The sequence below is a fragment of the Aquidulcibacter sp. genome (genome assembly GCF_044346625.1).
Taxonomy (GTDB): Bacteria; Pseudomonadota; Alphaproteobacteria; order Caulobacterales; family Aquidulcibacteraceae; genus Aquidulcibacter.
In genome coordinates this window covers 1-24,709 of the sequence record NZ_JBIIYV010000036.1, presented here as the reverse complement: position 1 = coordinate 24,709, position 24,709 = coordinate 1, and the positions used below count along the sequence as shown (strand labels likewise).

24 protein-coding genes and 1 tRNA gene are annotated in these 24,709 nt (G+C 55.6%); 13 read left to right on the top strand and 12 right to left on the bottom strand.

The genetic code is table 11. The features are described 5' to 3' along the window. Window positions 1-27: 27 nt before the first annotated feature. Both ACIQ20_RS10250 and ACIQ20_RS10245 read right to left on the bottom strand, forming a co-directional pair. Window positions 28-1,302 (bottom strand): MFS transporter, encoded by a 1,275-nt coding sequence (locus ACIQ20_RS10250; protein WP_395779980.1) that lies wholly within the window; start codon window positions 1,300-1,302, stop codon window positions 28-30. Window positions 1,303-1,358: 56 nt separating this feature from the next. Then, window positions 1,359-3,170, bottom strand: a complete 1,812-nt coding sequence (locus ACIQ20_RS10245) for an aminopeptidase P family protein (protein ID WP_395779978.1) — start codon at window positions 3,168-3,170, stop codon at window positions 1,359-1,361. Window positions 3,171-3,331: 161 nt separating this feature from the next. Between ACIQ20_RS10245 and ACIQ20_RS10240 the strand changes: the two genes are divergently transcribed. Continuing rightward, on the top strand, window positions 3,332-4,453 hold the full coding sequence (locus tag ACIQ20_RS10240; RefSeq protein ID WP_395779976.1) for a hypothetical protein: 1,122 nt from the start codon (window positions 3,332-3,334) through the stop codon (window positions 4,451-4,453). A gap of 6 nt (window positions 4,454-4,459) precedes the next feature. Here the strand turns inward: ACIQ20_RS10240 and ACIQ20_RS10235 are convergent, their stop codons facing one another. Next, on the bottom strand, window positions 4,460-5,326 hold the full coding sequence (locus tag ACIQ20_RS10235; protein WP_395779974.1) for a 50S ribosomal protein L11 methyltransferase: 867 nt from the start codon (window positions 5,324-5,326) through the stop codon (window positions 4,460-4,462). Between the two features lie 132 nt (window positions 5,327-5,458). On the opposite strand from ACIQ20_RS10235, the gene serS reads away from it, so the two are divergent. Continuing rightward, entirely contained in the window at window positions 5,459-6,745 is a 1,287-nt protein-coding gene (gene serS / locus ACIQ20_RS10230) for a serine--tRNA ligase (RefSeq protein WP_395779972.1), read from the top strand. Here the strand turns inward: serS and ACIQ20_RS10225 are convergent. Next, the gene (locus ACIQ20_RS10225) at window positions 6,733-7,155 is read right to left on the bottom strand and encodes a DUF1801 domain-containing protein (RefSeq protein WP_395779970.1); all 423 of its coding nucleotides are present in this window, start codon (window positions 7,153-7,155) and stop codon (window positions 6,733-6,735) included. The genes serS and ACIQ20_RS10225 overlap by 13 nt on opposite strands. Before the next feature lie 91 nt (window positions 7,156-7,246). Between ACIQ20_RS10225 and ACIQ20_RS10220 the strand changes: the two genes are divergently transcribed. The 5 genes from ACIQ20_RS10220 (at window position 7,247) to ACIQ20_RS10200 (ending at window position 11,591) form a co-directional block, all read left to right on the top strand. Next, window positions 7,247-7,651 (top strand): hypothetical protein, encoded by a 405-nt coding sequence (locus ACIQ20_RS10220; protein WP_395779968.1) that lies wholly within the window; start codon window positions 7,247-7,249, stop codon window positions 7,649-7,651. A gap of 229 nt (window positions 7,652-7,880) precedes the next feature. Beyond that, window positions 7,881-8,633 carry a hypothetical protein gene (locus ACIQ20_RS10215; protein ID WP_395779966.1) on the top strand — a complete coding sequence of 251 codons (753 nt, stop codon included), beginning with the start codon at window positions 7,881-7,883 and terminating at the stop codon, window positions 8,631-8,633. Between the two features lie 134 nt (window positions 8,634-8,767). Beyond that, window positions 8,768-10,054, top strand: a complete 1,287-nt coding sequence (locus tag ACIQ20_RS10210; protein WP_395779964.1) for a cytochrome P450 — start codon at window positions 8,768-8,770, stop codon at window positions 10,052-10,054. A 2-nt stretch (window positions 10,055-10,056) separates the two neighbouring features. After that, window positions 10,057-10,722, top strand: coding sequence for a hypothetical protein (locus ACIQ20_RS10205; RefSeq protein ID WP_395779962.1), 666 nt, complete (start codon window positions 10,057-10,059; stop codon window positions 10,720-10,722). A 5-nt stretch (window positions 10,723-10,727) separates the two neighbouring features. Then, entirely contained in the window at window positions 10,728-11,591 is an 864-nt protein-coding gene (locus ACIQ20_RS10200) for an S-methyl-5'-thioadenosine phosphorylase (RefSeq protein WP_395779960.1), read from the top strand. A 52-nt stretch (window positions 11,592-11,643) separates the two neighbouring features. On the opposite strand, the gene ACIQ20_RS10195 is transcribed toward ACIQ20_RS10200, so the two are convergent. Both ACIQ20_RS10195 and ACIQ20_RS10190 read right to left on the bottom strand, forming a co-directional pair. Next, window positions 11,644-12,303 carry a dienelactone hydrolase family protein gene (locus ACIQ20_RS10195; RefSeq protein ID WP_395779958.1) on the bottom strand — a complete coding sequence of 220 codons (660 nt, stop codon included), beginning with the start codon at window positions 12,301-12,303 and terminating at the stop codon, window positions 11,644-11,646. Window positions 12,304-12,307: 4 nt separating this feature from the next. Then, on the bottom strand, window positions 12,308-13,075 hold the full coding sequence (locus ACIQ20_RS10190; protein WP_395779956.1) for an NUDIX hydrolase: 768 nt from the start codon (window positions 13,073-13,075) through the stop codon (window positions 12,308-12,310). A gap of 20 nt (window positions 13,076-13,095) precedes the next feature. Between ACIQ20_RS10190 and ACIQ20_RS10185 the strand changes: the two genes are divergently transcribed. Next, window positions 13,096-13,911 carry an alpha/beta fold hydrolase gene (locus tag ACIQ20_RS10185; protein WP_395779954.1) on the top strand — a complete coding sequence of 272 codons (816 nt, stop codon included), beginning with the start codon at window positions 13,096-13,098 and terminating at the stop codon, window positions 13,909-13,911. Here the strand turns inward: ACIQ20_RS10185 and thrB are convergent. Beyond that, window positions 13,908-14,873, bottom strand: coding sequence for a homoserine kinase (gene thrB / locus ACIQ20_RS10180; protein WP_395779952.1), 966 nt, complete (start codon window positions 14,871-14,873; stop codon window positions 13,908-13,910). The genes ACIQ20_RS10185 and thrB overlap by 4 nt on opposite strands. A gap of 6 nt (window positions 14,874-14,879) precedes the next feature. Next, window positions 14,880-15,194 carry a hypothetical protein gene (locus ACIQ20_RS10175; protein WP_395779950.1) on the bottom strand — a complete coding sequence of 105 codons (315 nt, stop codon included), beginning with the start codon at window positions 15,192-15,194 and terminating at the stop codon, window positions 14,880-14,882. A gap of 239 nt (window positions 15,195-15,433) precedes the next feature. Between ACIQ20_RS10175 and ACIQ20_RS10170 the strand changes: the two genes are divergently transcribed. Then, window positions 15,434-15,703: a sel1 repeat family protein gene (locus tag ACIQ20_RS10170; RefSeq protein ID WP_395779948.1), complete on the top strand. Its 270-nt coding sequence runs from the start codon at window positions 15,434-15,436 to the stop codon at window positions 15,701-15,703. A gap of 42 nt (window positions 15,704-15,745) precedes the next feature. Here the strand turns inward: ACIQ20_RS10170 and ACIQ20_RS10165 are convergent, their stop codons facing one another. Next, window positions 15,746-16,528, bottom strand: coding sequence for a polysaccharide biosynthesis/export family protein (locus tag ACIQ20_RS10165; RefSeq protein ID WP_395779946.1), 783 nt, complete (start codon window positions 16,526-16,528; stop codon window positions 15,746-15,748). A 139-nt stretch (window positions 16,529-16,667) separates the two neighbouring features. Here ACIQ20_RS10165 and ACIQ20_RS10160 point away from each other — a divergent pair, with 139 nt between their 5' ends. The 3 genes from ACIQ20_RS10160 to ACIQ20_RS10150 are packed head-to-tail and all read left to right on the top strand — an operon-like array spanning window position 16,668 to window position 20,029. Beyond that, on the top strand, window positions 16,668-18,149 hold the full coding sequence (locus ACIQ20_RS10160) for a GumC family protein (RefSeq protein WP_395779944.1): 1,482 nt from the start codon (window positions 16,668-16,670) through the stop codon (window positions 18,147-18,149). 55 nt (window positions 18,150-18,204) lie between these two features. Further along, window positions 18,205-18,858: a hypothetical protein gene (locus ACIQ20_RS10155; protein WP_395779942.1), complete on the top strand. Its 654-nt coding sequence runs from the start codon at window positions 18,205-18,207 to the stop codon at window positions 18,856-18,858. Between the two features lies 1 nt (window position 18,859). Beyond that, entirely contained in the window at window positions 18,860-20,029 is a 1,170-nt protein-coding gene (locus tag ACIQ20_RS10150; protein ID WP_395779940.1) for a hypothetical protein, read from the top strand. Here the strand turns inward: ACIQ20_RS10150 and ACIQ20_RS10145 are convergent. Genes ACIQ20_RS10145 through ACIQ20_RS10135 form a run of 3 tightly spaced genes read right to left on the bottom strand, consistent with a single transcriptional unit; the run spans window position 20,022 to window position 23,930 of the window. Next, entirely contained in the window at window positions 20,022-20,951 is a 930-nt protein-coding gene (locus ACIQ20_RS10145; protein ID WP_395779938.1) for a glycosyltransferase family 2 protein, read from the bottom strand. The two genes, ACIQ20_RS10150 and ACIQ20_RS10145, sit on opposite strands and share 8 nt — an antisense overlap. Continuing rightward, window positions 20,948-22,381, bottom strand: a complete 1,434-nt coding sequence (locus ACIQ20_RS10140; protein ID WP_395779936.1) for a lipopolysaccharide biosynthesis protein — start codon at window positions 22,379-22,381, stop codon at window positions 20,948-20,950. The genes ACIQ20_RS10145 and ACIQ20_RS10140 overlap by 4 nt, the downstream gene beginning before the upstream one ends. 58 nt (window positions 22,382-22,439) lie before the next feature. Continuing rightward, on the bottom strand, window positions 22,440-23,930 hold the full coding sequence (locus tag ACIQ20_RS10135) for an exopolysaccharide biosynthesis polyprenyl glycosylphosphotransferase (RefSeq protein ID WP_395779934.1): 1,491 nt from the start codon (window positions 23,928-23,930) through the stop codon (window positions 22,440-22,442). A 155-nt stretch (window positions 23,931-24,085) separates the two neighbouring features. Between ACIQ20_RS10135 and ACIQ20_RS10130 the strand changes: the two genes are divergently transcribed. Next, a tRNA-Ser gene (locus tag ACIQ20_RS10130) sits at window positions 24,086-24,176 on the top strand. The last annotated feature ends 533 nt before the right edge of the window (window positions 24,177-24,709 follow it).

Below are 24,709 nucleotides of genomic sequence, written 5' to 3'. Positions count from 1 at the left end.
TCTTATGTTTCGTTGAGATTAGCCCGATCAAGACCCCTTGGTCGAGCCCTGATTTTCTGGCGCTGCATCTTCAAAGCGGTTGGCCTCGGCCAAGGGCTTAAACAAGCGCATCCACACCCCAGCGATAAAAACCGCGCCAATGCCGCCAACGACAACGGCGGTGACGGGGCCTAGCAGACGGGCGGCGACGCCGGACTGGAACTCACCCATTTCATTGGATGCTGAGATGAAGACAAAGCTGATGGCAGACACCCGCCCGCGCATCGCATCTGGTGTTGCCAATTGCACCAGTGAGGAGCGGACATAGACAGAGATCATGTCTGCAGCACCGGCGAGCGCCAAGCACGCTACCGAAATCCACAAAGTGGTCGACAGCCCAAAGCCCAAGGTGGCTAAACCAAACACAAAGACCGCGCCAAACATCCAGCGCCCGACATTGCGCTCAATTGGCTTGATCGCCAAATAGATTGACACAAGGCCAGCCCCGATCGCCCCGGCAGAGCGCAATGCCCCCAAGGCTGCCGGGCCAGCGTGAAGAATATCGCGGGCAAAAACCGGGAGGAGGGCGGTAGCGCCTGCGAGTAGCACGACGGCTAGATCGAGGCTGAGGGCCCCCAAAACAATCTTATTGTCGCGCACATAGATCAGGCCTTCCTTGATCATTTCAAAGGTGCGCCCACTTTCAACTTTCTCTTGCGGCGGAGCCTTGGTCACAAAAGCGAGGAACCAGCCGCAAATGAATAGTCCAAAGGCAACGCTATAGGGCACAGACGGGCCAAATTGAAACAACAGCCCACCTAGAGCAGGACCGATAACGGAGCCGCCTTGAAAACTTAAAGACATCAGCGCGATGGCTTGGGGTAGTTGCTCGCGTGGCACCAGGTTCGACACCATGGCAGAGCTGGCCGCCGGCAAAAAGGCGTTCAGCATGCCCGTCACCATGGCAACAGCAAAGATCGCCGCAATCAAAGCCGATGGCGCAAAGCCCGATGCCGTAACCAATGCGCTTGCAATCGCCACTTTCAGGGCAATGCAGACCAAGATGATTAGGCGGCGGTCAAACCGGTCTGCGGCTTGGCCACCAAATAGCGATAAAATGAGTAGAGGGACGAATTGGGACAGGCCGATCAGGCCAAGAAGAAACGCGCCTTCCTCAATCGTATCGCCACGCGCGCGCGCAATGTCATAGACCTGCCAGCCCATGGCGGTGATCTGAATCTGCGTGCCCAAAGTCCAGAAGACTCGGGCGCACCAATAGCTGGTGAAGGACGCATGCGCGAAGGGGGCTAAAGATCGGCTCACCACGCTGTGATGGGTCAGCCGACCTTTCAGGTCAATGCACTAAAGGCGATAAAGCTCTAAAGCGGCGCAGTTGCCGCTTCGAGCCAAGCCCGCACATCGGCGTCAACCCGTGGCCCAATTTCCGCGAGAACTTTGGCGTGATAGCTGTTCAACCAAGCTAGCTCTGCCTCGGTCAACATCTCTGCCACGATCAAGCGGCGATCAATCGGCGCAAGTGTCAGGGTTTCAAAGCCCAGCATCGGCCGCTCTCCACCCTCAATCGGGGTGGCTGGCGTCACAAACTGCAGATTTTCGGTGCGAATGCCGTATCCATCGATCTTGTAGAAGCCAGGCTCGTTCGAGACGATCATGCCTGGTTCTAGCCCTACGTGATTGGGCACTTTGGCGATGCGGTGCGGGCCTTCATGTACGCCCAAGTATGAGCCGACGCCATGGCCGGTCCCGTGGTCATAATCAAAGCCACCTTCCCACAAGCTCATGCGGGCCAAAGCATCGAGAGCAGAACCCGTGGTGCCTTTCGGGAAGCGGACCCGCGATAGCGCGATATGGCCTTTAAGAACGCGCGTGAAACGGTCCTTCATTTCAGCGCTGGGAGTCCCGACGGCCACCGTACGGGTCACGTCGGTTGTACCATCGAGATATTGGCCGCCTGAATCGAGCAGGAACAAATTGTTCTGATCTACCTTGCGATTGCTTTCGACAGTGACGCGGTAGTGCGGGAAGGCGCCGTTGGGACCAGCGCCCGAAATGGAGTCGAACGACAAATCCTGCAAAGCACCTGTTGCCATCCGGAAGCCCTCGATGGCCTTACAAATGTCGATCTCTGTCAGTTGGCCTTTAGGCGCTTCGACGTCAAACCAGTGCAAGAAATTGGCAAGTGCTACACCGTCGCGCGCATGGGCGCGTTTGGTTCCAGCGATTTCAACGGCGTTTTTCAACGCGCGCGGCATGATGGTGGGGTCTTGCCCGCGGACGATCTGCGCGCCCGCAGCATGCAAAGCATCAAACACATGCGCGGAAGAAAGGCTTGGATCGACCAAAACCCGCTTGCCACTGGTTTTCTTGAGGGCTTCGACAAAATCAGGCTCTGAGCTGATTGAAACTTCATTGCCCAAGAAACCGCGTAATTCTGGTGTCACCTTTTCAGGCTTCACAAACAATTGCGCCGTGCCGTCTTTGTTGAGGATTGCGCTACCCAAAGCCAAGGGGGTGCGCGTTACATCAGTACCCCGAATATTGAACAGCCAAGCTAGAGCAGCTGGCGAAGTTAGGACGCTGGCCTCAATGCCATCGCCTGACAGTTTTTCGCCAATGCGCGAACGCTTAGAGGCGCTGCTTTCGCCTGAAAAGGTTTCAGGATGAGGGACGATTTCTGCGCGCGGCTCAGCGGGGCGGTCCTGCCAGGCTTGGTCGATCGGATTGACACCGACAGCCACCAACTCAACACCCGCTTGGACGGCAGATTCTTTCAGTCGCGCCAAAGCGTCGGGCGGCACAAGGCGGGGATCATAGCCAATTTTTGCGCCTGATGGTGCTTCCGCCTTCAGCCAAACGGCCGGCCCCTGATCGACAAGGTCACGTTGCTCAAACAATTCTGGCGCAGTTTGGCTGAGTGCCTGCTGCGTATAGCGCCCGTCTGAGAACAAATAGGCCTTATCGCTCAGGATAACTGCAGCGCCGGCAGAGCCCGTAAAGCCCGTTGCCCAAGCCAAACGCTCAGCACAATCGGGCAAATACTCATTCTGCCATTCATCCTCATGCGGCACAAAAAGGCCATCAAGGCCCAATTGCTCCAACTGAGCGCGGATTAAAGGGATTGCCTTACGGCCTTGGTCAGCGCCACCGCGCACGTCATAGTTTTGAAACATGACCTGAACCTAGAGCCATGGTCGAATTCGCGCAAGGCGATGGTGCTGAGTGATTCACAATTTGTTTGCACCCGATGGGTTACAAGCGTGCATCTAGTCTTTCGCTGGTCCAAGTTTTGGCAAGCAGAAGCATGCAAAGACTGGGAGGTCTCAAAAGTTATATGCGCGGTCTTCGAAGTCTTGAAGCCTTGTATCGGACGGCCTCGACCAGCCGTGTGCTCAATCTGTTCCAAGTTTATGAGAAAAATAACGAAGAGGATGAGTATGTCCGGCGTCCATTCTTTCAGGACCCGACCCTGAACCGCGCCATTTTTGTCAAACATCGTCTGCGCTCAGACGAAACTTATTTGATGCCACGATCCAGCCCAGTTGCGACGAAAATTATTTTTCCGTTTGACAAGAAAACCCTGCGTGCGGGCGGCCAATCAATCTTGATCGGACAAGCAGGGTACCAACAGACTTTGATTGAAATGCTGGGTGGCGAACAGAGCGATATGGAAGAGGATTTCAGGCTCCTGGAACTCTTATCGAAATTGCCATCTCTCGACCCCTTTTTGCTCAAAGAGACCCTAACACGTTATGGCTTTGCGCCTGCGGATTGTTACTTCGCCATGTCCAATGCCGATATTGAGCGGATGCGCAGCTTTGCGGGTGAGCAAATCCAACAATTGATCACTTTGGCCTTTGGCGGTTCAAACAATCAGATGAGTTTGAGCATGAAGCGGATGGTTGATGCGATCCTGACGAAGGACACAGAATCCCGCTTGGACCCCCTGCGCGTGACCTTAGGGCTAGATGGTCAACAATTTGAGGATAGCATCTTTAGTTGGAAGGGCTTTTTGTACTTCAAATGGCAGTTTCGCGGTAGCATGGTTAAGCTGCAGTCCCTAGCGGGCGCTCTAGATCGCGTGTCCTTGGAAGGCGCGATAGATCGAGTTCTGGACACCTCTATCTCCAATCAGCGGACTGCCTTGAAGAAGGCGATCCAAAAAGCGGCGCGTGGCTGTGTCGCCATTTTGGGTCTCTATGATGACGCGTTCAACGATCTGGTAGAACATGGCAATGCGGCGGCATTCCGGAAATTCCTGTTGGAAGCGCCGCGCTTGTTTATTGAACTGGGTCACAGCATGGGCGTCATAAGCCACATCACCAGTTTCTGGGACTATCGTTTCCCGAACCCGAACCGCTTGCATATGCAGGCTTCGGAATTCCATGAAATGCTGAATGAGTTTCTGACCAGCCTGAGCGAAACCTCTTATGAAGACCTGAGCCGCCGGGCCTAGAAGCTATCAAGCCGAACGCAACGGCCTACGATAGGTCAAGGTTGACCAATTCTCTTTTCGATAGCGATGCTCCAGTACGAGACCTCGTTGGCCATAGGCACGGCGAATGGCTGGCTCTTGGTGGGTCAAGAGGCCCGATAACACGATACGGCCTCCTGGCTTTACAATGCTGGCCAAGTCTGGCGACAGGCGAACCAATGGCTTCATCAAAATATTGGCAAAGACCAGATCAAACGGCCCTTGTGAACGGATCAGCGCCCGACGCACCCCATTGGCGACATAGGTGCGCACCTTTGGGCCAACGCGGTTAAGCTTCGCATTCAGGCCGGCAATATAATTGGCGCGGGGATCAATCTCGGTCCCAACCACAACGCGGCTTCCCGTTTTGGCGGCACCAATGGCTAAAATGGCAGACCCCGTCCCGACGTCTAGAACCCGCTGTGGACGCTTGCCGCGGGTCAATAGGCGGTCGAGCGCCAAGAGACAACCCGACGTCGTTCCGTGGTGACCCGTACCAAAGGCTTCGCCAGCATCAATGATGATCTCTACGGTGCCGTTCTTGGCTTTGCCAACATCATGGCTGCCAACAACCATGAACCGACCAGCAGGGACAGGTGGCAGGCCTTCAAGCGACATCTTTACCCAATCGGCATCTTCCAAGGGCGCTAGACGGGCGTCCAAATCGATGTCTGACAAGGCGATGGCACCCACGCCAAATTGTGCTGCCTCCAGCGTATAGGCATAGGCTTCAAGTTTGAACTGGCGGCGTTCTAGCTCCCACCAGCCAACAGCCCCAAAGCCACCGAGTGCATCAAGGAGTTTCGAAGCGGCTTCAATGGCGGCGCGCGGACCAGTTGCGAGGATCAGATACATGCCCGCGAGATAGAACCCGCAGCAGATTTTGTCGAGTTGGACGGGCAGTCTGGTTCATTTGCCTGCGCGCGCGCTCTTTCAGGCGCGTTCAACGCGCGCTATCAGGAGCGCCTAACAACATAGAGCCAAATCATGCATGACCTAAAAGCCCTTCGAGATGACCCCGCCCATTATGATGCCAGCTGGGCGCTGCGTGGTTTGTCGGCCCAAACGCCTGCTATCTTGGAAATTGATAGCCGTTTGCGCACGGCTATGACCAAGCGGATGGAAGCGGAAGCTGTGCGGAATTCAGCCTCTAAAGCCATAGGGGCGGCCAAGGCACAGAAGAATGAAGCTGAGGCTGCGCGTTTGATGGCAGAAGTGGCCGAGGCGAAGGCTGTGATGGAAGAGTCCAGTCAAATTGAAGCTGTGGCCCAAGCAAAGCTGGATGCGATCATTCAGGCTTTGCCAAATCTTCCGGACCTAGGTGTGCCTGAAGGCGACGATGAAACTGGCAATGTGGTCGTCAAGCATTGGGGTACTCCGCCACAATTCCAATTTGTTCCAAAAGACCATGTTGCGATTGGCGAAGCCCTTCGCGGGATGGATTTTGAAGCTGCGGCCCGCATGTCTGGATCGCGATTTGTTGTGTTGAGCGGTCAAATGGCCCGTCTTGAGCGTGCCTTGGGCCAATTCATGCTGGACCAACACACCGAGAAGAACGGCTATCAGGAAACCAATGCGCCCGTTCTGGTACGCGACCATGCTTTGTTTGGGACTGGTCAACTTCCTAAGTTTGAAGAGGATTTGTTTAAGACGACCGATGGTCGCTATCTGATCCCAACCTCGGAAGTTTCGCTGACCAATTTGGTGCGGGAACAGATCGTCGATGAAGAACGCCTGCCAATCCGCATGACGGCTTTATCGCCTTGCTTCCGCTCTGAAGCCGGTAGTGCCGGCCGCGATACCCGCGGGATGATCCGCCAGCATCAATTCTGGAAAGTAGAATTGGTATCCATCACCACCCCAGAAACCTCTGGGGTCGAGCATGAGCGGATGACCGCCAGCGCAGAAGGCATTTTGGAGGCGCTAAAATTGCCCTATCGACGCATGCTGTTATGCACGGGGGACATGGGTTTTTCGGCTCAACGCACCTATGATTTGGAAGTATGGCTGCCGGGGCAGAACGATGGCACAGGTGCTTATCGCGAGATCTCGTCTTGCTCGAATTGCGGTGATTTCCAAGCGCGTCGAATGGAGTCCCGCACACGTGCGAAGGGCGAGAAGGCTACCCGCTTTGTCCATACGCTAAACGGATCTGGCTTAGCGGTAGGGCGGACGTTGGTCGCTGTGCTGGAGAATTATCAACAAGAAGACGGCACCATCCGTGTGCCCGACGTTTTGGTGCCCTACATGGGCGGGCTTACTCAATTGGGATAGGCTTCAGCCATCGCTTGATAGCTGTCGGCTACCAATTCCTCGAGGACGCCGAGATCAATGTCGCTTAGCTTGTTGATATAGAGACAGCCTTTGCCCGTGCCATGCTTGCCGAGCCGGGCAAGAATAGGCGCTGCGCCCGCAGATTCGAGTTTCAGATAGCAAACAAGCTTTGCCTTGCGTGGGGAAAACGCCACGCGTGGGGCCTCGCCTTCGTGCCCGCTTTTATACCAGTAGTGATACGTGCCAAAGCCAATGATTGAGGGTCCCCACATTACGGGCTCTTGACCCGAGACCCGCGTGAACACCTCCGCCAAGACCTGGCCCTCTTGAGCACGGGCTGCGGGCTCCACTTCGGCAAGAAAGGCTGTAACGCTTTTGGTCTCGGGTTTTGTTTTGTTTTCCTTCGCCAACCTTATACACTCCTGTTGGAAGAAATTTTACGATTAACAATTATACAGGAAGGTAAGCAAAAATCACCCCGTGCGTTTCGAGGCTATGCCTATGTTTGATTTCGTTTTTTACATTTCTGCTGGGACGCTCGCTTTTGGTGCAGGTCTTGGTATTAAAGGCATGTTTGATCCAATGTGGGCTGGACGACTGGTTCGTTTGCAGCCTGAGAATGGACAGCCGGAAGGCTATTCGGAGTTTCGCGCCACATTCGGTGGCATGTTTTTAGGCCTCCATTTGTCGGCCTTGGCTTTTATGGTTTTCTGGGGAGAAGAGGCTGGCATAGCCGCTTGTAGCATTCTGGCCGCCGGCTGGTTGTTCACTGCCTTGGGCCGCTATTTGTCCTACAGCATGGACTCCAATACCCAGCACAGCCATGTCGTTCGATCTGTCGCGATTGAAGTGATTATCGGGCTTGCAATTGCCGTATGGCCGATCACTTCCGTCATGAAGCTTTAGAGCATTTATTGTTTCGTTAGCCTGATGAGAACGGCTACCTAGACGTTAAATTTCAGAAACTTACCTCTTTGTAATTGGCAATTCGAGACAAGGATCCCTATGTCACCTCCATGGGGTCACGGGGGTGGCAAGTGCTTTTAGCCACGTGCTGAGGCAAGCAGCAAATCCCTTTTCGCCCATGTGAGAAGCGCAGCAGTATCTGCCGCGCCTTTTGGTAAAGGGCTATTGGATGACACATTTTGGCAGAGCTTTTGGTTTGGCAGTCGCCCTAGCCTTTGGGGCAGCCGCGACCATAACGGGCCCTTCGTTTGCAGATCGGACGGCAACGGAAAATCAGCGCGCGCAAGAGGGAAAGCTTCTGCAAATGCCTGTGACCGATTTTCTGTTCAATTCGTCGATGATTAGCACCAGCAAAGTGGGTGAAGTGCTCAGGCAAGGCGATGTAATTGGCCGCTTTGATGTCCAAGTTACCCAGACAGCGCGATTAAAAGTCGACACAATTTCTCGTCGCGGCAGTTATCCAAAGTCTGTGCCCGCTGGGACAATTCTATTTCAAGTCCAATTGGATAATGGCGTGGGTTTCTGCACCCCATTACTGCCGGATCAGGGTGTTCGGCGCGCCCAGTGTTTCCGTGATATCAATAAGGATGGCACGTTTGATGCGGGCTACGTCACCGATTATATTGACCGTGGATTACGTATCTATGGTGCGCGCTTGCAAGGCCTGTCGCCCATTCCTCAAACGCCCTATGAACTGACCCCCGGCGATTTGATCCCGTCGGAGCCGGCAGACGTGGTTTTGCGCAGCATCTTTGGCAACACCATCAAGTTTGATTACAAACTCAACGGCGTCAAACTGAGCGAAAAAGAGTGCCAGATAGATGGTGATAAGCCCTGCCGCATCTTGGGCCAGACCTATCTGTTTGAAGTCCAGTCTGGCGGCATCAAGATTATCGCGCATGATGATCAAACTTCATCGTAAGCGATGAAATGAGATCACCAGCAGGCGGGCATCGCATCAAATATGTACGCACGCCCTTGACCCTAACGGCCAGACAGTCCCATCGTCCCGGTAACAAGGCCTACGCTGAAGAGGCCAGACGGGGAGCCTAAGTGATGTCTGCAGATCCTATTTTACCAGAAGAGCTGTCGCGTGCGGTCGTCAGTCCAAAGACCTATGCGGATCAAGCCGTTATGGACGCTACTTTTGCCAAAATTCGTACCGACTATCCGCTAGCAAAAACCCAGATGGCAGATTTTGAGCCGTTCTGGTTTGTGTCAAAGCACGCTGATATTCTGGAGATTAGCCGTCAGAATGACTTGTTTTTGAGCGGCGAATTGCCCACGACGCTGACGACCAAGTCGGTGGATGAAAAGGTTCGCAAGCAAACAGGGGGCTCGCCGCATCTGATCCGTACCTTGGTGCAAATGGATGCGCCGGATCACCCGAAGTTCCGTGTCATGACCCAAGCTTGGTTTATGCCGCAGAATTTGCGCAAGCTTGAAGACCAAATCCGCAAAATCGCCCGCATGTATGTCGATAAAATGGCTAGCATGGATGGGCAATGCGACTTCTTAAATGATATCGCGCTCTTTTTCCCGCTGCGCGTCATCATGGAGATTTTGGGCGTGCCAGAGGTGGACGAGCCCCGCATGTTGAAGCTCACCCAAGAATTGTTTGGGGCGCAAGACCCTGAGATGAACCGGTCGGGTGGTGAGCTGCAGGACGAACAAAAAGCATTGGCAGACATTCAGGCCGTCCTGATGGACTTCTTTATGTATTTCAATCAGATCACAGAGGCGCGCCGGGCCAATCCAACCGAAGATGTGGCTACAGTGATTGCCAATGCAAAGATGGATGGTGAGCCGATCGGCGCGTTTGAGGCCGTTAGCTATTACACCATTATCGCTACCGCCGGCCATGACACGACCTCTTCGTCGACCGCAGCAGGCCTTTATGGCTTGATCCAAAATCCAGAGCAAATGGCAGCCGTTCAGAAAGATCTAAATCTGATCAATGGTTTAGTCGATGAGTCCATCCGTTGGGCAACGCCCGTGCGCCACTTCATGCGCTCTGCCACGGCGGACTACGACTTACGCGGGCAGACGATTAAGAAGGGGGATTGGCTGATGCTGTCCTATCCTTCTGGCAATCGTGATGAGGAAGTATTTGACGATCCCTATAGCTTCCGTCTTGATCGCACCCCGAACAAGCATTTAGCCTTTGGCTATGGCGCGCATTTGTGTTTAGGCCAGCACTTGGCCAAGCTAGAGATGCGGATATTCTGGGAAGAACTCCTACCGCGCCTCAAATCCGTCGAATTTGCAGGCGAACCCAAGCTTTCGGAAGCCAATTTTGTAGGCGGGCTTAAGAACCTGCCAATTCGTTATGTAATGGACTAATGATGCGTTTTGCACCTTTCGCGATATTTCTTACCCTTGCGGCGGGGCCTGGCGCCCAAGCCCAAGAAACAACGCCCGCTGTTGCTCAGGCCCCTGTGCCAGAGGTGACGGTCACTCTTGGACGAAAAGCGCCTGCGACGCCCTCGATCGCACCGTTGGAGACGAAGCAATTTGAGTTGCCTCAATCGTTTGACCCAAGTGCAGCACCTGCTGCCCAGAGTGATGCGACGCTGCCGGCCTTGCCTAGTCCGGCCGTGACATCAGCACCAACCGCGCCGCGTGGTCCTCTGACGCCAGCCGAGATTGCCCGGGAGATTGCACCAAACTTTGATGTTTCGCGCGACTATACCCGCCTCGTGCAATGCTATGGCACGGCTGATTTCATGGGCGCGATTACCCGCATCCAAGCCAGTCGACCTGGCGCAACCAAGCAGGTGGTAGGCGTCGCGCGTGAGATCATGGCGTTGAGTGACGCTATGCAGCCGATGGTTTTGGCGGCGTCCACAGTGCGCGGCGAACCCCGCTTTCGGGCCGATTATGATGCGTTCGCCCGCCAAGGCCAGCGAGAGCTTGCTGGATCAAAAAATCCAAATGTCGTGATGCAACGCCGCCTTGCCACATTAGAGGCTTGCCGCCGGGACGTGACGCGCTGGCGGAAAGAAGGTTAAACGACATGTCAAACTGGGTTTTGGGCGTAATTGGTGGCTCTGGGCTGTATGATATCCCGGGCTTGTCCGGTGAATGGCGGACGATTGAGAGCCCTTGGGGCGAACCGTCTGATCAAATTTTTGACGCTGAATTGGATGGTCAGCGCGTGGTGTTTCTGCCCCGCCATGGCCGTGGGCATCGTATTTCGCCATCCGAACTCAATAGCCGCGCGAACATTGATGTTCTGAAGCGGGCAGGGGTAACCGACATTTTGTCCATCTCGGCGGTGGGCTCGCTCAAGGAAGAATTCCCGCCAGGCCATTTTGTGGTGGTGGATCAATTCATCGACCGCACCTTTGCGCGGCCAAAAAGCTTCTTTGGTACAGGCTTGGTTGCCCATGTATCGGTAGCCCATCCTATCTGTCCGCGTTTGGCAGGGCTTGCAGCACAAGCGGCGCGCCGCTCGGGTGCCGAGGTGACCGAAGGTGGCACTTATTTGGTGATGGAAGGCCCGCAGTTTTCAACGCTCGCGGAGAGCAACCTTTACCGCTCGTGGGGCTGTTCGGTGATTGGCATGACTAATATGCCCGAGGCCAAGCTCGCCCGTGAGGCTGAATTGCCGTACGCTTCGGTCTGTATGGTGACAGATTATGATTGCTGGAACGAAGATCATGCCGCCGTGGAAGTTTCGGCGATTCTCGAAGTCATGCATGCCAACTCCACCAAAGCAAAAGCGATGGTGGCGGACTTGGCACGGTCGCTAAAGTCGTTGGATCGGACACCGTCCCCAATTGATACGTGCCTTGATTTTGCATTGATAACTTCCCCCGAAGCCCGTGACCCCGCGCTACTGGCTAAGTTATCTGCGGTGGCAGGGCGGGTGCTGTAAGTCCTAGCCCAACCGCGCGAGAAGACTTTAACGCAGGAATTCAAGAGGCTTTTTAGCCTTTGGCTTGATCAAATAGATCCAGCGTACGCGCCCAAGCAAGGTCAGCCTGAGTTGGGTCGAAATCATGCCCACGGTCTGAGAAGAAGCCGTGGCCAGCAGGATATAGATGGATCGGAACTTCCGGATGGGCGACGCGGACTTCATTGACCAAGCTTAGGGGAATGCCAGGGTCGGCATCGCCATAATGCAGTTCAATCGGCACATTCGGGGTTTCGGCCAGAAACATATTGATCATCCGGCCATAAAAACCTGAAGCCGCGGTCACACCCGCACAGCGGCAAGCAGCCACCCATGCGACAGTCCCGCCCCAACAAAAGCCAGTCACAAAAATGCGCGACTGGGTTTCACGCAACACGTCAATCGCGGCTTGGGTATCGGCCGTGACTTGGTCCCACGAAGTAGCCCGTACGGCAGAAAGACCCTTTTGAATCCCGTCTTGATCATAAGGGGCTGTAAAGCCTGCTTCGATGCGGTCGAAATAGGCAGGCGCAATCACATCATAGCCATCCCCGGCAAACCGGGCGCACAAGGTACGAATATTCGCATTCAGGCCGAAAATCTCCTGCGCCACCACCAAACCGCCCCGGAGTTGACTGCCACGGGCAGGCTCAAACAACGCTGGAATACCGGTTGAAAGAGTGATCATCGGCATGAGCTTATCCCCGCATCGCTGTGTCGAGTTTTTCTTCGGTAATAGGATAGCCGAGGTCAGCGCGTATCTTCAAGACGCCATCTTCGATGACAGGCTGGACGATCCCTTGCGGGCGCGATGCAACATCGGCCAAAGCTTGCTCAACGGTTTTAGACAGGGCCAAAAGCTCCAGGTTGCGCGCGGTTGGAAAAATGATCTTGCGGCGGCCCGAAGCCAGATCATCTAACGCCGCCTGCGGTTTGATCCACACAAGGTCGACAGCTTCGCTGCCATCCTGCACCCCATTCTGGCCCGCTGGCACCGGCGTCAGATAGAAGCGCGTATCAAAGCGCTTGTGTAGGGCAGGGGGTGGGATCCAGCGCGCAAAGGGGCGAAGCGCGCTGGTTGCTAGCTTCAAGCCATGGCCGCGCACCAAGGGCTGAAACAAAGTCGCATCGCGGTCCACGCGCTTGCGCATGTCGGTTAGGTCCAATGCTTTATCGCCGATTGGTTCACCATTGCGGGTTGCGAGTAAGATCCCGGTCTCTTCATAGGCCTCCCGCAAGGCAGCCACGCGGGCCGCGCGTTCTTCGGCGTCTAGGCCTTCTAGGCCTTCAGCTGCCTCTAGCCAGCCTTCATCGAAGTCAGCGGGATCGACTTTCCCGCCCGGCCACACCATCGCGCCACCGGCAAAGCCGATATTGGCGTGGCGCTCCACCATCATGACTTCCAGTCCGTCTGCGCCATCACGCACCAACAAAATCGTCGCGGCGGGGAATAAAGTGTCATCCATCTTCAGGTTTCCGTTTCGTCATGACCTTGCAAACTGCACGGCGGCGTTCCACACGCTCTGTCATGAACGACGTTGTGACTCATGCCAAGCATCTTTTGAACCAATCCGGCCAGCCAAAGCGGCGAGCGGTTCTTCGTGTCAGCCCACTCCTACATCAGGCCGATCACCACATGGTCGGTGAAGTAGGGGCGCAGATTGCCAGCTGGCATCTGTTGGGACACCGTTATGAGGTCCCGCCCGTGCTCTTGGTGCATGGGTGGGAAGATGACACCAGTCTGTGGTCGCCCCTTATCGATCTTCTAAATCAGCGTGGCCGTTCCATTGTTGCTTTTGATCTGCCGGGCCACGGCCATAGCGATGGGGATCGCTGCAGCTTGGAATTGGCGGCCGACGCCATCTTGGCCCTGCAAGCGCGCTTTGGCCCGTTTGCAGGCGCTGCGACCCATTCTTTCGGCGGGCCCGCTTTGGCAAAAGCCTTCCAACAAGGGCTGGAGCTTGCCCAAGTCGTGCTGATTTCCCCGCCGGTGGCTCAAGCCCGCCAGTTTGAACGGGCTTGGCGACGCTATGGCGTTGAGGAGCCGATGATTGAAGCCGCCTTGGCGCTTGGCCATGAAGAGGGCCGCTTCTTTGACTTGGCAGCCGCTGCGCCAAGCATGCAGGCCGAAGCCTTGTTCATCCATTCCCTCGATGACGAGCAATGCCCGGCTTCAGAAGGCAAGCGTGCGGCAGAAGCTTGGCCCGGAGCACGCTTCTGCCCTGTCGATGGCCTCGGCCACCGCGCTTTGGTACAAGATGACGAAGTGGTGTCGATGGTAGCAAGCTGGCTAGATAATTAAGGCGCGCCGTAGTCTGAAGCGTCCTGCGCGGCGCGGTGGAAGGCAAGCCGGCCTGTATAATCGCGTGGGTCCTTCTTGCGCACCAAGGCCCCGTCCATCGGCGTCATCCAATCGACTAAGCGGGTGAGGAAGAAGCGTAGCGCCGCACCGCGCGCCAAAAGCGGCAATGCTGCCCGCTCTGCCGCATTCAGGGGCCGCACACTCTCATAGCCTGAAATCAGGGCGCGGCCTTTGATCATATCAAACTCCCGCCCATTGGCTTCAAAACACCACGCATTCAGCATGACCGCGACGTCGTAAGCTAAAAAGTCATTGCAAGCGAAATAGAAGTCGATCAAGCCGCTAACCTCGTCGCCCAGAAACAAGACATTGTCGGGAAACAAATCGGCATGGATGATGCCGCGCGGCAGATCGGTGGGCCAATCAGACTTAAAGCGCTCAAGGTCGCTTTGGACGGCAGCAGCAATGCCGGGCTCTAGCGCTTCTGCATGGCGCGCCCGGCCTTTCCAAAGGTCCGCCCAATTATCAGGCCCCAAGTCATTCGGCCGCGATAAAGGGAAGCCTTCTAGCGCCTGATGCAACTGGGCCAGTGCTGCACCCACCGCGCGCGCATGGCTGGCGGGTGGGCGCTTGGACGAGACCCCGTCAAGGAAGCTGCATAAGGCGGTGGGCTTGCCCCGGATCATCTGCACCACTTGGCCATCTTGTGTGCGGATAGGGCGGGCAGCTGGCAGGCCTGCATTCGCAGCCCGCTCCGTCAGCCCCAGATAAAACGGCAAATCCTCCAGCGCGACAGATTTCTCATAAATCGTCATGATGAAGCGGCCTTGGGCAGCTTCTACCAAGAAGTTTGAGTTCTGAACCCCTTCGGCAATACCTTTGAAGTTTCGCAGGCCACTTAGCCCCCAGCCCTGCAACAGGATCGCCAATTCCTCGTCGGTTGGTTCAGTATAGACGGCCATGATTAACTATCGCACCTTTGCCGACAGTCTGACAATCCAGCCACCGCCGTGGGCGGGCATCGCGCGCACGGCATGGCCATGCTTAATGGCGTCGCGCAAGCGCCGACCGACAGGTTGAAACAAAGTCTCGCCCCCACCGGGCGTCGGCGGATCAAATCGGAACCACAGTCTAACTTCTTCGTCGCGGCGTTGGTCGTGCAGCGCAGCTTCTACAAGCGCCAAAGCTTCAACCGCACCTTTGCCGTTTAAATCAAAAATCTGAGAAACGTCCAGATTTTCGGTTGATAGAGCGTTAGCGTCATCGGGTTCGAAAAAAGGCAAGTTTATCAATCTCTGAGCAAAGTAGCTGAAGGAGTCATGAATCACGTGGGAGGGCGTGAACCACCTGTTTACGTAAAAGGTACTGAAATTCATTTTATAGCAAGGTCTTGAGAAGATTCGATTCACTATCACCCGTCACATTGTCCCTGCGAGAGGCCAAAACGGCAGCTCGGTGAAAAAAGCACTTGGCCCAGAACGTGGTCAATATGGTTAGGGGAAAGACTAAAATGGCTTATGATATGAGCAGCGCTTTAGAGGTCACAATGATCACCGAAGTTGAGACTAATGAAGCAAGCACCGATCTGTTTGCTTTGGGCCTGTCGCATGCAACTGGCGTTGGTGCCGACGTGGATTATGTCGAAGCGCACAAGTGGTTCAATATTGCTGCATTGCGCGGCGATAGCGAAGCAAAACAGCGTCGCCAAGAATTAACTGCGATGATGACTCAGAGCCAAGTCTCGGCAGCGCAGCGCGCCGCTCGCGAATGGCTTCAGCGCACCGCAAACTAAACCGCGTCCGTTCTCAGGCCGCTTCGTAGCGGTATGACGTCTTTATTGGACGATGTTTGAGCCAATACTATAGTTGAAGCCGACTGTTATCGGCAGCGCGTCGCGGACGAATTGCTGGGTAAATTGCCCCAATTCCGAAATGCGCGACTTGGGTACCCAAACGACGTCAAAGCGGCGTAGGCGTGGCAGTTCGGCTAACAGCGCTTGGCTCGCCCAGACAGAGCGTAGGTCATAGACCCGCATGTAAGGCGTTCCGCCAGCACCCCGGCGCAAGACCACAACTTCTTCCCGTCGCGCGGTGTTCAGAAACCCGCCGGCCGTCGTAATCGCCTGCAGTGGGTCCATCTCACCCGATAAATCAAAGAGGCCAGGCCTTGCCACCTCACCGCCGACAAAGAATTTTTGTGAGGCGAAGGTGTCGGGTGCGAGCGCAATCGCAGGATTGCGCAAATAGGTCGCATATTGACCTTGTAACTCCAGCTTCAAATCGTCAGGCGTGCGGTCAGCCGCCATAATCGCCTCCAGCATCGGCGGATGAATGCGGCCGTCAGGCGCGACCGTCAGCTTTCGGCTGAGTTCAGGTGCGCCGATGGATTGAAAATCGATCACGTCGCCGGGGAAGAATCGATAGGTTTCATCTTCGGCTGTCCAGCTTGGGAAAGTTGGAATCGCTGGGAAGTCGACGGTGGCAACCGGCCGCGGGGTTTGCCAATTCTTGCCGTCCGTGCGCAAAGCGTCGACATAGCCTCTCGGCGCACAACCCGTCAGGCTGATCGCTGCCAGAACCACCCAGGACGCGAGTGTAGCTGTGGTTTTGGCACGCATGAACAGGCTCCCTTGGTCGGTTGGCAACACCTGTTTGTTAGAAACCCAATCGTTAAACGTTTCGTTAATGGATAATGGTTGATTAACGTTTGGAGGAAGCAAAATGCTTTGCCACACGTCCTGACGCGCGGAACTTAGAATGACTTACCACACGGGCCCAAGCTATCCCCGCACTGGCGGCTATGAGCCGACGGGCAGTGCGCGCCCACAGCTTGACCTTCGCGATTGGATCAGTCTGCTTTGGCGTGAAAAATGGCTGATGATCATTGTTTTTGTTCTTATTTCTGCCCTAGGCATTGCCTTTGCGACCACGCTTCAGAAAAGCTATACTGCCGGTGCACGGCTCTCAATTTTGTTGGGACAGGAATATGTCTTTACGCCGCGCGTTGGTGCCGCCGGTGAAGGAGCAGCGCCCAAGCAAGAGCAAATCGTCCAATCTGAAGTCGAAGTCATCAAATCTGCTCAAATCGCCGAGCGGGTGATTCGCAAAATTGGGCTGGATCGTTTGTTCAATCCTGAAGATATTCAGATCACCCAAGGCCCAGATACGCCCGAACGCCGGATTGCCTTTGGTGTCGATCAGTTTCAACGCAACTTTACCGCTGAGGCATCTGCCAACACGACCGTGATCCAGTTGCGCTATCAAAGCAAAGACCCCGTTATTGCTGCGAAAGTCCTCAACACCCTGATCGATGAGTATTTGACCTATCGCCGGGAAGTCTTGTTTGAGGACCAAACAGGCGCGTTGCGAACGCAGCGTAATGAGTTTGAAACCCGTTTGCAGGAGGCGGAAGCCGAGATCACCGCGTTCTTAGGTGCAAATGGCGTGGCAGACTTTGAGGGCGAGCGTGCAGCCCTACAATCCTTGCTCTCAACCGCCAGAGCTGACCTTTTAAATGTACAGGCGCGCCAGCGCGAAGCTGAGGGCCGCTTTGCTGCCAGCGACCGTAGCTATCGCAGCGAACCGCGCGAAGTTCGATTGTCGTTCGAGACCGATAACTCCCGCCGGCGGATCGAGCTAGCTACCCAATTGGCAGAACTTCAAACCCGTTATACCGAGCAAAGCCAACCCGTTCAGGACATGCGTCGCCGGATCGAAGCTTTGGATGAGCTTCTGGGCTCAGATCAAGGGCGCGCAGCAGGTACAACCAAAACCGGGGCAAACCCCGTGCGCGATACAATGGCTTCTGATCGGGCGCGTAATGCTGCCGAAGTTGAAGCTTTAACGCAGCGCGAAGCCATTCTAGAGGCCCAAGTTGCCCAATTGCAGGCCCGCGCTATCCAGTTAAGCCAAGTAAAGCCGATGTTTGATGACTTGGTGCGCCGCAAGGCAATCTTGGAAGAGCAAGTCAAACAATTCTCAACCCGGGAAGCATCTTCCCAAGCTCAAAATGAACTCAGCCGCACGTCTAATGAAAATATACGTGTCATTGAACGTGCTAATGTGCCGACTCGTGGCAAGAGCTTGAAGAGGGAAGCAGCGATACTCTCTGTTTTATTTGCGGCCTTCACGGCATTTGCGGCTGGTTTGATGCGGGCATTCTCGCGGACAACCTTCCCAACACCGTCCTCGATCGGTCGGACTCTGGGCCTTCCGATCTTGGCGACAGTGACGCGCTAAAGAGACGTTGTGGCTTATTTGAGTTGGGGTTTGGATGGGAAGCATTCAGGGACAGATGAACGGAGTCTGGTCTGCTGTTGCCGCTGCAACAGGGGGCGCGGGCGCTGCCGTCATGTTCGTGGGTGCCAAACACGATGTCGGAATCTCTGAAGTGTCACGCGCTTTTGCACAGCTCGCTGCCGAACGGGCCGCCAAATCGGCTTGGTTGATTGACTTGGATTTTTTTGGGCTAGGGCAGTTCTCTGCTCTAGGCGGCGCACAGACTGGCTTCAAAGGCCCGTTTGATATGACCTTTGGCGTGACTCCATTTTGGAGGGCCCAGCCACGTGCTCCAGATGGCGCGCAAGGCGAGGGGGCTGTGGTGAGTTATAAAACGACGATCCCTAAACTTTACGTCAGTCGCTTTAATCGCGCCGCTTTGGCTGGTAATCAGAAGCTTCAAGTAACGCCCGCACCGGATTATTGGCGTGCCGTCCGCCGTTCGGTGGATCTGACGATTATCGACGCCCCGCCGCTTGAGCAATCTCGCGCAGGCCTTGCCTTAGCCGCGGACATGGACGGGGTTATTCTGGTCATTGATGGCAACAAAAGCGACGTCCGCGAGTCGATTGATTTGCGCGATGAGGTAGTGGGCCGCGGTGGACGCTGTCTCGGAATCGTGGTGACTGGCAAGTCGAGTTCTGCACTGTCGCTCAGCCGAAAGCGCTAACATGGTTGCACCTAAATTGACGTGGCGCTGGGACATCGCCTTGTTGGCCTTTGCGCTGGCTTGTTTCAGTGCAGGCTTTTGGCGACTTTGGCCGGGGGCTGCTGGCTTAGAGGAAGCGCCAATGGGGCCACTCATCCTAAAGGCTGGTGTGGCATCGATGGGCTTTATCGGCTTTGCCGTGCGCTGGGAAGCATTGGCCCCCGTGCTCCTCAGGCGCTTCGACGGTTTGTTGTTGGTCGCCGTTTGTTTGATCTCAGCAGCTTGGGCCTTAGCCCCAGCAATCGCCCTACAGCATGGCATCCTTCTCCTGTCTTTATGGGTCTTCGGAATAACAATTGCTGCCCGCCTTCCTGCGGTCGATTTGGCTTTTACGACAGCTTTTGCGGGCATGTTAGCTCTGTTAGCTCAGTTTGTTGCGGCGCGCGGTTTGATACCGCTTGCCGCTTTGGACGGTGACTTGACCCTTGCCCTCTGCGCAGCCTTGTGGGCGTCAGCTTCCAGTTCCAAATGGCGCTGGGCTTGGCTGGCTTGGGCAGCTGCCCTAGTCGTTTTGGCTCTTATTCTAGGCGATCTGACAAGCTTAATCGCGGCAGGCATTGGGGTCGTCACCGCAGGCCTTGGAGTTGGGTTACGCTGGGTTGCCGTCCGCCGCCCATGGACCCCAATTGATGTTGCTGTCACGCTTGCTTGCTCGATCCTAACGGTGACGCTTTTGGCTTTGTTTACCCCTTTGGCACTTTCATCCGACCCCTTCGGCGCGATTAACTGGATTGGCTATGGGTTTGGTGTTTCTGGTGCCTCAATCAGTGACGGCTATGGACAGGGATTGGGCGTATTGGGTTTAGGGATCGCAACCGTTTGGGCGGTCGTGACCAGCGTTCGTTTAGCACTTGACCGCAGGGAGTCTGACACGGACGGCGCGGCGGTTTTTGGTATGTGGTGTGCCGGGCTTGCAGCCTTATTATTGGCACCTGCAGAAATTTCTATCATTGGCTCTTGGGTGGTACTTTTGGCGGGGTTGAGCTTCGGCGCGGGTATCCGGCCTTTGGTACATGCACAACAGCCCCGCGCGGCTCAATCTCTGAAGACCGGGGCTCCTTATCAAGGGGCCTTTCAAGCAGCACCCCTGCCGACGCGTCCAAACCCCACCACCCGCAACCGCCTTAGCTGAGCGCGTCTGCCGCCCATAAGGCCCGCCACAGACGCGCCCCTAGCGCCCGGACGGCTAGGGGCATAGCCTCCGACAGCACAATGGCTTTCAGCACAGATTTGATCCACGATCTGGCGGGCACCCGCGTCAAGGTTTGGGCCAGTTTGGTGCCCGGAAGTGCGGCCATGCTGGGGTGGCGTTCAACCATGCGGCGGAAATTCGGTCCGGCTTTTGCGAATTTGTCGAGCAGGGTTGCGACATCATCCAGACCCAGATGGGTCGCCGGAATGTCGACATGCAGGACCCCATGCCCCTTTGACTCCGCTCGTAAAGCCCAATCAACATCTTCCCAGCCCCAGCCAGAAAAGCCAGCGTCAAAGGGCGTATCATCCAAAATGGCTTTGCGTACGAGTAGGTTAGATGTAGCTACGGCTAAGGCACCCCGGCTTTGGCGTTCACTTGCAGACGAGCAATCTGACTTTTCGGCGACCATTTTGGCTAAAGCCAAAGCAGCGCAATCTGGGATCTGCAGGGTGGAAAACCCGCCATAAGCAATTTCCGTGGTTGGATCCCGGGCAAGCTTTAGCCAATCAGCCACAAAACTTTGCGAATCTGGGGCCATGTCGGAATCCAGAAACAGAATGACAGAGGCTTTGGCCCCGGCAATCAGGCGATTGCGCGCTGCAGAACGACCCTGATTTCCATGCAACGTGATAAGACTGGCAGGCACACTTAGGTTCTGGAGGGTTGCTTCGACCCTAGCCGTCACCAAAGGATCCTGTGACCCATCATCTATGACGATCAACTCAACCGCTTCGCCAGTCATTTGATTAGACAAAATTTCTAAAAGCTGACTGGGGTCATTGCGGAAAAAGGGCGTCGCGATGCTGAGTTCCAAGGGGCGTTCAGCCCGCACGCCATTGGTGAAAATCTTCTCGCTCATAAAGCCCCCGTTTGCGGGCACAGGCGGGTCCACATGGATCTGGCAAAGTCGCGCGCGCCAGCCACATTCAAGAGGATTACAAAAGCACTATAACTCAAGGCTCCGAGCCCGCCTTTTAGGATAAGGTCTTGGAACGCACCAAAGCTTGGCAGAGCCAGCACCACGCCTGCCATCAAGAGGCAAGCACCGGCAATTTTAGCGGTTTCTAGAAGCGGAATCGGTAAAGCCACATAGCGCCGGCCGACCCACGCCAGCATGGTCATGCCAAGACCATAGGCAGCGACATTGGCGTAAGCCGCGCCTATCAAACCAAACTTAGGCAGCAGAAGCACATTTAGACTGAGGCTGGTAATCACCGGCACCAAGAGCAAGAGCGCTCGTTGTAGCGCCTTTTTCGACAGCATGAAGGCCTCGGAAAAATAGTCGCACATGCCCGCCAGCAAGGAAGAAAAGGCAATCCAAGGCACGACTTGGATCGCGCGCTCCCGCAGCGCTTCGCCGATCAAAATCTCACAAATCGGTGCCGCTAGAAGTGCCAGACCCAGAGCAGCGGGTGCCCCAATGCCAAGGCGAACCACATAGCCTTGATGGGCGGCCTTTATGGCTTCGGCCGGGCCGCCGCGCTCATAAGCCGCGATTAGGATGGGTGTCACGGCTGCAGCACCCCACGTGAAGATGATATCGAGAATGCGCGCGCCAACTTGGTAGCCCGCAGAATAAGCTCCGACATCGCCTTCGCCTAAAAATGCCGCGATAACGAAACGGTCCCCACTCGTCAGGGCTAGGCTTAAAATGAGGCCGCCTGCCAAGGGTGCACCATAGGCGAAATAAGCCTTGCCGCGTTCAGGCTGCAGCGACCCTTTGCGCGCTGCCAACCATAAAGCTGGCCCTTCAATCGCCAGCACAACGACGGAAGCGATCAACATGCCGATGAACGGACCTTCAGGGCCCATGGCGAAAAACACAACACAGCCAATCCCAAGCCCAAAGGCCAAGAGCGTGTGTAAGGTATCTACGACGGCAAAGCGCTTGGCCTCTTGTGCCATCCGCCTTGTTTCCAAAGCGATTTTGATCAGAGACCTGGTAATGACACTGCCGAAGGCTGCTGCCACCACGATTTTCAGATTGAGGTCAGCTGGCCACAACAGAAGGGCTGCGATGGAGATCAGCGCAAACGCGCTAGCACACCAGCTAAACAAGGCGATCAAGGTAGCAAAATGGGCAGGCTTGTCGCCCTTTTCTGCGGCATCGGCATAGAAGCGGGCGGCGGCTGCCTCAATCCAGACGACGAACAGATATTGCGCCAAAGTCATGGCTGCATAGACCAAAGTATAGCGGCCATAATCGTCGTCGCTGAGCAGGCGCGTTAAGACGGCAACCATGCCAAAACTGGCTACGGCTTGGGCCAGATTTGGAATCAAATAGGTCATGAGGTGACGACCCATCATGACTGGTGCGGTACCTCGTTGGCAGGGATCGTCCGCAAACTCACCGCACAGACCCTTTGTCGCCTAAGAGAGCGGGCAGAGTTCTCACCATAATCCAGAGGTCGAGCCAAAGGCTCGCATCGCGAATATAGGCAATATCATACGCGACCCGTTCGGCGACTTCTTCTGCACAATGAACCGGCCCACGGGAGCCGTGAATGGCGGCCCATCCTGTCATGCCGGGCTTAATTCGGTGACGGTGGGCGTATTCAGCGACCAAAGCTTCGCTTTCTTGATCGCCAGTTCTCATGCCGATGGCATGCGGGCGCGGCCCCACCAGCGACATGGTGCCATTCAAGACATTAAACAATTGCGGCAGCTCATCTAACGACGTCGCGCGTATGAAGCGGCCGATCCTGGTCACGCGGGGGTCGTTCTGCGTCACTTGCTGGGCTGCGCATGCGTCGGCGGTCTCAACCCGCATGGAGCGGAATTTCCAGCAACTGAACGCTTGATTGTTAAATCCGTGCCGCTTCTGGCGGAAGAAGACGGGACCTTTGCTGTCGAGCTTGATCGCCACCGCGATCACGGCCATCACCGGCGCAGCTAACATAAGGATGGAGGCCCCAAACACGAGGTCTTGCAACCGCTTCCAAAAGGCGCGCTTGGCATCTTCGGGTGCCCCAGAAACATAGGCGACAGGGCGGTTACCAATACGGCCGATCGTCGTCCCGTCGCTGTCAAAGCCCTGCATATCAATCGCCAGAACCACCTTATTGGGCATAGAGCGCAATTTGTTGACCAACTGCAACACCCGACTTTGCGCCGTGCTGGAGACCGCCACGATGACCCGGTCGATACTGGGCAAATGCGGCCAGCTCATCAAATCATCGAGATCGCCCAATAATTTAACATGGTTTGGCAAGGGTTTGGCCCGGTCCATCCGGTCATCAAACACACCCAACACGGCAATATCGCCTGAAGCTTTGGCTTCCTCAATCAGCTTGTGGGCCAGCGGCGTCGCCCCCACGATCACCACATTCAGTGAAAACATGCCGGCTTTAATCATCGCCCCTAAAATGAGCGCAGAAAAAAAGTGCACCGAAACAATGATGCAGCCAGCTAAGAGAGTAGCGATACCCGCTTCCCACGCCCCAGCTTCTGGCGCGCGGCCTACCGCCAAAGCCACCAAGGCCCCAGTCCCCGCTGTCGTCGGTAAAGCCAGCACAACCGCGCCGAGGGTTTTGACGCCATGCGTCACGGCCAATGGCTCGACATCAAAGCGATACAGATCATGTTCCCGCAGGATCCACCACAGTCCAATCCCGCCGAAAGCCATCGGCAAACAAGCACTCAATGCGGCCGTCAAGACATGATCGGCGGTGGTCACTTTCAGAACATAGGTCATAACAAGGAGAATGACGGCAACGTCGAGAATTTCGAGCGCGCGTCCAAAGCTTGAGCGATACCAACGCGCGCCACGTGCCGCTTTGCGCGCCAGTGTGGCAGGCTGATCGCCAGCAAGTTCTTGCGTATATTCCATGCGTGCCATTGGCGAGACGCTCCTCAAAGCGATCTTTATCAGCATTGGGTAGACGGCCTATTAACGAAACCGCGCAGGATGCAGGTGGGAACCCTCTGTGTGCAGCTTCACTGACGTGATGCTCTTGCTCTGTCCCCTTTTGTCGGGCTATCAGGCGTGTGTGCGGAGACGTGGCCGAGAGGCTGAAGGCACTCGTTTGCTAAATGAGCGTGCTCCAAAAGGGCACCGAGGGTTCGAATCCCTCCGTCTCCGCCAGTTTTGCTATTTTTGTGTTATTTTTCAACAATTTAAAAAATTGCCAAATCTGTACCCACGACTGTACCCACGAAATTTTTTGCTAGGAGACTGTAAAATGTCCGCCGAATGGGCAGTTTGGTCGTTCCGTTTCGATGTGTTTCGAATTGGGGTGAGGGGCTTTGTCGATTCATTTAGACTGTACCGGAAACGCAAAACCGACTTGATCTTGAGCTTGAGCAGCAAAAAAATTGCTGTGCGATTGAAGGCGACGGTCTTTCCTGCGCTGCGCTCGTCTCGCTTTATTCTTTTTCGTTACGCTGTCAGCCAAAACGCGGAAAGCCCGACACACGTAGTGGCTTCGGGCACAGCAGCCCACTTAGGCCCTGGAACGGCAAGGATTGGCCGAAAGGAGATGGTCCGCTTTGGGGAGCGTGGGCGGCGAAAATTGCCATTCAAAAGTGAAAGAACCTTCCGTATAAACGGCGGATGCTTGGGGGCGGGCCCACAATCTGGACAGCAGACTTGAGCTATGTAAACAAAAGTTGAGAGGG

What these genes read in the sequence shown, in the direction of transcription:
- ACIQ20_RS10245 (WP_395779978.1), bottom strand. Translation starts at nt 3,170, where the DNA reads ATGTTTCAAAACTATGACGTGCGCGGTGGCGCTGACCAAGGCCGTAAG.
- ACIQ20_RS10240 (WP_395779976.1), top strand. Translation starts at nt 3,332, where the DNA reads ATGCGCGGTCTTCGAAGTCTTGAAGCCTTGTATCGGACGGCCTCGACC.
- ACIQ20_RS10235 (WP_395779974.1), bottom strand. Translation starts at nt 5,326, where the DNA reads ATGTATCTGATCCTCGCAACTGGTCCGCGCGCCGCCATTGAAGCCGCT.
- serS (WP_395779972.1), top strand. Translation starts at nt 5,459, where the DNA reads ATGCATGACCTAAAAGCCCTTCGAGATGACCCCGCCCATTATGATGCC.
- ACIQ20_RS10220 (WP_395779968.1), top strand. Translation starts at nt 7,247, where the DNA reads ATGTTTGATTTCGTTTTTTACATTTCTGCTGGGACGCTCGCTTTTGGT.
- ACIQ20_RS10215 (WP_395779966.1), top strand. Translation starts at nt 7,881, where the DNA reads ATGACACATTTTGGCAGAGCTTTTGGTTTGGCAGTCGCCCTAGCCTTT.
- ACIQ20_RS10210 (WP_395779964.1), top strand. Translation starts at nt 8,768, where the DNA reads ATGTCTGCAGATCCTATTTTACCAGAAGAGCTGTCGCGTGCGGTCGTC.
- ACIQ20_RS10205 (WP_395779962.1), top strand. Translation starts at nt 10,057, where the DNA reads ATGCGTTTTGCACCTTTCGCGATATTTCTTACCCTTGCGGCGGGGCCT.
- ACIQ20_RS10200 (WP_395779960.1), top strand. Translation starts at nt 10,728, where the DNA reads ATGTCAAACTGGGTTTTGGGCGTAATTGGTGGCTCTGGGCTGTATGAT.
- ACIQ20_RS10195 (WP_395779958.1), bottom strand. Translation starts at nt 12,303, where the DNA reads ATGCCGATGATCACTCTTTCAACCGGTATTCCAGCGTTGTTTGAGCCT.
- ACIQ20_RS10190 (WP_395779956.1), bottom strand. Translation starts at nt 13,075, where the DNA reads ATGGATGACACTTTATTCCCCGCCGCGACGATTTTGTTGGTGCGTGAT.
- ACIQ20_RS10185 (WP_395779954.1), top strand. Translation starts at nt 13,096, where the DNA reads ATGACCTTGCAAACTGCACGGCGGCGTTCCACACGCTCTGTCATGAAC.
- thrB (WP_395779952.1), bottom strand. Translation starts at nt 14,873, where the DNA reads ATGGCCGTCTATACTGAACCAACCGACGAGGAATTGGCGATCCTGTTG.
- ACIQ20_RS10170 (WP_395779948.1), top strand. Translation starts at nt 15,434, where the DNA reads ATGAGCAGCGCTTTAGAGGTCACAATGATCACCGAAGTTGAGACTAAT.
- ACIQ20_RS10165 (WP_395779946.1), bottom strand. Translation starts at nt 16,528, where the DNA reads ATGCGTGCCAAAACCACAGCTACACTCGCGTCCTGGGTGGTTCTGGCA.
- ACIQ20_RS10160 (WP_395779944.1), top strand. Translation starts at nt 16,668, where the DNA reads ATGACTTACCACACGGGCCCAAGCTATCCCCGCACTGGCGGCTATGAG.
- ACIQ20_RS10155 (WP_395779942.1), top strand. Translation starts at nt 18,205, where the DNA reads ATGAACGGAGTCTGGTCTGCTGTTGCCGCTGCAACAGGGGGCGCGGGC.
- ACIQ20_RS10150 (WP_395779940.1), top strand. Translation starts at nt 18,860, where the DNA reads ATGGTTGCACCTAAATTGACGTGGCGCTGGGACATCGCCTTGTTGGCC.
- ACIQ20_RS10145 (WP_395779938.1), bottom strand. Translation starts at nt 20,951, where the DNA reads ATGAGCGAGAAGATTTTCACCAATGGCGTGCGGGCTGAACGCCCCTTG.
- ACIQ20_RS10140 (WP_395779936.1), bottom strand. Translation starts at nt 22,381, where the DNA reads ATGACCTATTTGATTCCAAATCTGGCCCAAGCCGTAGCCAGTTTTGGC.
- ACIQ20_RS10135 (WP_395779934.1), bottom strand. Translation starts at nt 23,930, where the DNA reads ATGGCACGCATGGAATATACGCAAGAACTTGCTGGCGATCAGCCTGCC.